At 64.3% G+C, this 4,751-nt stretch carries 4 protein-coding genes and 1 pseudogene; 1 reads left to right on the top strand and 4 read right to left on the bottom strand.

Annotated features, from left to right (window positions below; translation table 11 throughout):
* Positions 1–62: 62 nt before the first annotated feature.
* Positions 63–1,502: a DHA2 family efflux MFS transporter permease subunit gene (locus EN939_RS21370; protein WP_127269557.1), complete on the bottom strand. Its 1,440-nt coding sequence runs from the start codon at positions 1,500–1,502 to the stop codon at positions 63–65.
* A gap of 375 nt (positions 1,503–1,877) precedes the next feature.
* Here EN939_RS21370 and EN939_RS21365 point away from each other — a divergent pair, with 375 nt between their 5' ends.
* Positions 1,878–2,894, top strand: a complete 1,017-nt coding sequence (locus EN939_RS21365) for a Zn-dependent oxidoreductase (protein ID WP_127269556.1) — start codon at positions 1,878–1,880, stop codon at positions 2,892–2,894.
* A gap of 7 nt (positions 2,895–2,901) precedes the next feature.
* Here the strand turns inward: EN939_RS21365 and EN939_RS21360 are convergent, their stop codons facing one another.
* The 3 genes and pseudogenes from EN939_RS21360 to EN939_RS21350 all read right to left on the bottom strand — a co-directional run.
* Positions 2,902–3,606: a cyclase family protein gene (locus EN939_RS21360; protein ID WP_164748650.1), complete on the bottom strand. Its 705-nt coding sequence runs from the start codon at positions 3,604–3,606 to the stop codon at positions 2,902–2,904.
* A complete protein-coding gene (locus EN939_RS21355; RefSeq protein WP_127269554.1) occupies positions 3,603–4,541 on the bottom strand; it encodes an ABC transporter permease in 939 nt (312 codons plus the stop codon). The genes EN939_RS21360 and EN939_RS21355 overlap by 4 nt, the downstream gene beginning before the upstream one ends.
* A pseudogene (locus EN939_RS21350) lies at positions 4,538–4,751 on the bottom strand (ABC transporter permease); the annotation flags it as partial. The pseudogene EN939_RS21350 and the gene EN939_RS21355, both read right to left, overlap by 4 nt.

Genomic DNA, 4,751 nt, shown 5'->3' with positions numbered 1-4,751 from the left:
GATTGGTGGCAGCCAGGCAGACAGGCGGGCTCGATGTCTCCAGGACAGCCGAAGGCGCGGCGTCAACGAGAATTTCGTGGTCGAACATGGCCGCTGACCTGCACGCCGTCCTCGGCACGCAGGTACAGGAAGCCGGGGACGGACAGCAGCGGGATGACCGCGGTCAGCAGGAACACCTGGTGGAAGCGTTCCGCTGTCACGATGCGGGTTTCTCCTGCGACAAGGCCCAGCACCATGGCGGCGATCGAAACGCCCAGGGAAACGCTGAGTTGCTGCAGGACGCCGCCGAGACTGGTGGCGCGGCTGAGCTTGTCGTCCGGCAGGTCGGCATAGGACAGCGTGTTGGAGGTCATGAACTGCGCCGACCGGATGACCCCGAAGACAAAGACGTAAAGGCCGATCATCCAGTGCGGCGTATCGGCTTCGATCAAGGCGAAGCCCCCGACAGCGGCGGAGCCGACCACCGCGCTGCCGATGAGCACGACATTGAAGCCAAAGCGCCGCAACAGCGGCGACAGCAGCGGCCGAATGAGCAAGGCGCCGAAGCTGCCGACGAATGTCAGCGAGCCCGAGGTGACCGGGCTCATGCCAAAGCCGACCTGCAGCATCAGCGGCAACAGGAAAGGCACGCCGTTGAGGCCAACGCGGCACAGGCCGCCTGCGAGCGTACCGACCCAGAACGAGCGAAATCGAAACAGTGTCAGATCGACTGCCGGTGCAACGACGCGGCGCGCATAGCGCCCGAAGGCGAGCAGCAGCAGGATCGCCGCGGCCAACACCAACGCTGTCGCCGAAACGGAGATGATCGGCCTACCGATGCTTTCCAGTCCGAACTGCAGCAGCGCGACTCCGCATCCCACCATCAGGAACCCGGCGAAGTCGAAGCGCTGCACCGCCTCCTCGCGGAAATCGTCGACGAAGCGCAGCGCCGCCAGAATGCCGAGACAACCGAAAGGCACGTTGACATAGAATATCCAGCGCCACGATGCATAGGTGGTCAACAGGCCGCCGAGCAGCGGCCCGATCACAGGCCCCATGATGGCGGGCAAGGTCATGTAGGTCATGGCGGTGATCAACCCGCTGCGCGGAAAGCTGCGCAGCAGGATCAGCCGCCCGACCGGCGTCATCATGGCGCCGCCCAGCCCCTGCAGGGCGCGCATCGCCAAAAGCATGCCGAAACTGTTGGCCATGCCGCACAGCGCCGAGCCGAGGGTGAAGGTGAAAAGCGCGAGCGCGAACACTTTTCGTGCGCCGAACCTGTCGGCGAACCAGCCGCTGACGGGAATGAATACGGCCAGCGTCAGGATGTAGGTGGTGATCGCCAGGTTCAGCCTGACCGGCGTCGTGTCGAGGCTGCGCGCGATGGCAGGGATCGCGGTGGTGATGATGGTGGAATCGAGCTGCTCCATCAGAAAGGCGATGGCGACGATGATTGGAATAATCAGTCTCAGCCTCGGATCGCGCTCGGTGGCAAATTGAGGCTGTTCCAATGCTGTTGCCATTCCGTCATGCAGGCGGCTGCCCCATTCCAGATGGCGCGTCCGCGTTCAAAGGCAAGGTCGCCTTCCGTGCGGCAAGCCGGCCGAGGCCCCGATCGCACAGCCTGTCTTATGGTCCGACGGATAGGCAAGCGGTAGTCATTTCCTCCTTGATGGAAGTCAACAAATTTTGACTGCCCGCCCCTTCGAGAGGAGACCGGCAAGACAGCGCATTGAGCGTCCAAACTGCGGACGCCAGGGCATTTGCGTTTCAGTGAACGCCAGTTCCGATTTCGTGTCGCAACGTGTCAGGTAAGAGGCTGTCTAACAGCCGCCATGAGCGCTTGACGAAGCAGCGAGATTGAGCCACTTGTCGACTAGTATACAAGTGGTGAGGCCATGCTTGAAGTTCTCGTTCGCGCGCCGCAGTCGCTGGAAGTCCGGCAGGGCACGATACCCCAGCCCGGGGCAGGCGAAGTCGTCGTTCATGTCAGCCGTGCCGGCATCTGCGGCTCCGACATTCACATCCTGCATGGCTCCAATCCGTTCGCCGTCTATCCACGTATCATCGGCCATGAATTCGCCGGCAGCGTAACAGCGCTCGGACGCAATGTGACCGGCATTGCGACGGGAGACCGTGTGGTGGTCGATCCCGTGGTGTCGTGCGGCCACTGCTATCCCTGCCGGGTCGGCCGCTCCAATGTCTGCGCCAACCTCGAAGTGATGGGCGTTCACCGCGACGGCGGTTTTCGCGCCTTCGTCGCGGTGCCGGCGGCAAATGTCATACCGGTTCCAAGGGATATGCCGTTTGGGCTGGCGGCACTGGCCGAGCCGTTTTCCATCGCCGCCAATGTGCTCGATCGTACCGGTTGCGGACCCGAGGACACAGCGCTGATCTATGGCGCCGGCACGGTCGGCGTCACTGTCCTGCAGGTCGCCAAACTCAAGGGCGCACGGTGCATCGTTGCCGATATCGACGAAGCCCGCCTGGAGCGAGCGCTCCGCTTCGGTGCCGACAGGGTGATCCACTCTGTGCGCGATCCCGTGCCGGCCGCGGTGCGCGGTGAAAATGACGGTCTTGGCCCGACGCTGGTCATTGACGGCGCCGGCATTCCCGCACTTCTCGACGAGGCTTGCCGGCTGGCCAGCCCGGCGGGCCGCATCGGCCTGCTCGGCTTTTCGGACGCCCCATCCAACCTCAGCCAGCAGGAAGTGGTGCGCAAGGAACTGACCATCGTCGGCTCGCGCCTGAACCGCCGGCTGTTGCCGCGCGTCGTCGAATGGCTGGCCGACAAGCGGCTCGATCCGCAAGGCATGATCACGCAGGTGTTCGCGGCGGCCGATGCACGCGCAGCCTTCAACTTGATCGAGAAGGAACCGGAGCGAACGCTCAAGGTTCAGCTGGACTTCTCGTAAGCCGGAATTAGCCCTCGACCAGCGCGACGGCGCGCAGCGGTGATCCGCTACCGCCTTCGATCGCCAGCGGCAAGCTGATCAGGAAGCACCAAGGCGGCAAGTCACCAAGCCGTGCGAAATTCTCGCCGATCAGGATGCCTGCTGAAAGCAACGTATTGTGCGCCGGGAAATCCTCGCTGCCGAAACAATCGATCGACAGGCAGTCCGAGCCGACGATGCGCGCACCGCGCTCGACCAGCAATTCGCTTGCTTGCGGCGACAGTCCTGGCCAGTCGGCGAGAAACGCAGCCGGATCGTCCCAGAGCCGGTCCCAGCCGAAATGGAAGAACACGGCGTCGCCCTGCCGTATGCGGCCATGTTCGGCCTCGAAAGCAAAGATAGAATCCGGCTCGACCGCCTGCCGGGGCTGACAGCCACGCGCATCGATCGTCACCATGCGGCCGAAGAAACGCTCGACCGGAATGCCGGAGATGGCAGCACCGCCGCGGATGAAATGGACCGGCGCGTCGAAATGCGTGCCGGTGTGCTCGCTCATGGCCAACGCATGGTTGCAGGCGACGTCGCCGCGGTCATAGGATTCCACCATCTCCTGGCAGTAATGCGGGTGCGTCGGCCACACCGGCATGCCGGGCTTCATCGGATGCGTCAAATCGACGAAGGAAACCGCCTCTGTTTCGAACAGCTTGGCGAGCGTGTCAGTGGCGGATGTCATCTGACGCGAGGCCTCGGCACGAGAACGACGATCAGGATGATCAGCACGCCGGTCAAAAGGAAGCGCACGCCTGCCTGGATGCCAAAGGTGTTGAGCATGGTAGACATCAGGTTGAAGAACAACGCAGCCCCCCATATGCCTACCGCGTTGGCCTGCCCACCAGCGACGCTGGTGCCGCCAAGCACCACCACGGCGATCGATTCCATCAGATAGGCGTCACCCATGTTGAGTGCTGCCCCGCCGCTGAAGCCGGCAAGCAGGAAGCCGGCGAGCGCCGCCGCCGTGCCGCACAGCATATAGGCAATCAACCGCACCCGTGCGACGTTGATGCCGGCAAGCCGCGCCGCCGGTTCGCTCTGGCCGGTGGCCAGCACTTGCCGGCCCCAGACCGTGCGTTTGAGAGCGATCATGGCGGCCAGCGTCAGCAGCATCACCGCGATCGGCATGAATTGCACACCGCCAAGGCTCATCGAGGTGAACCGGGAAAGGCCTGCCGGCGGCTTCAGCGTCGCCTGGCCGCCGAGATTGAAGGCAAGCGACTGGAAGACGAAGCTCCAGGCGAGCGTCGCGATGATCGGCGGCAGCCTGAGCGCGACGATGGCAAGGAAGTTCGCGGCACCAGCGACAGCGCCGACGGCAAGTGCTGCAAGCAGGCCAGGCAGCAGCATGCCGTCGGACCCTTGCATCACCGTCATCGACACATAGGCGGCCAGCGTCAGCACGGATGGCACGGACAGGTCGATATTGCCCGGCCCGGAAGCGACCACGAACATCTGCCCGGTTCCCACCACCACGCTGAAGGCACCGAAGGCGAGCGCGCCCGACAACGTGGCGCCGGCACTGCCGATGCCCGAATAGGCTGTCGTCGCCAGCCACATTGCGAGCGCCACGATGAAGCCGTAGGTCCACGGCGCGAGGCTCAATCTCCGGGTCATCGCGTCCGCTCCGACAAAAGCACGCGCCCGGCCAGCACGAGAAACAGGATGACGCCCTGGGCGCCGATCTGCCACGTCGGCGGCACCTGCAGGAAAGACAAAAGCGAGCCCGCGAGCGACAGCGTCAGAGCGCCGACCACCGTGCCGACCGGCGAGACGACGCCGCCGGTAAAGGCGCCGCCGCCGAGGATCACCGCGCCGACGCCGAGC

Origin of the sequence: Mesorhizobium sp. M7A.F.Ca.CA.002.05.1.1 (assembly GCF_003998335.1) — a bacterium.
Taxonomy (GTDB): domain Bacteria; phylum Pseudomonadota; class Alphaproteobacteria; order Rhizobiales; family Rhizobiaceae; genus Mesorhizobium.
The sequence above is the reverse complement of the archived record's forward strand: the minus strand, read 5'-3'. Positions and strand labels throughout refer to the sequence as shown.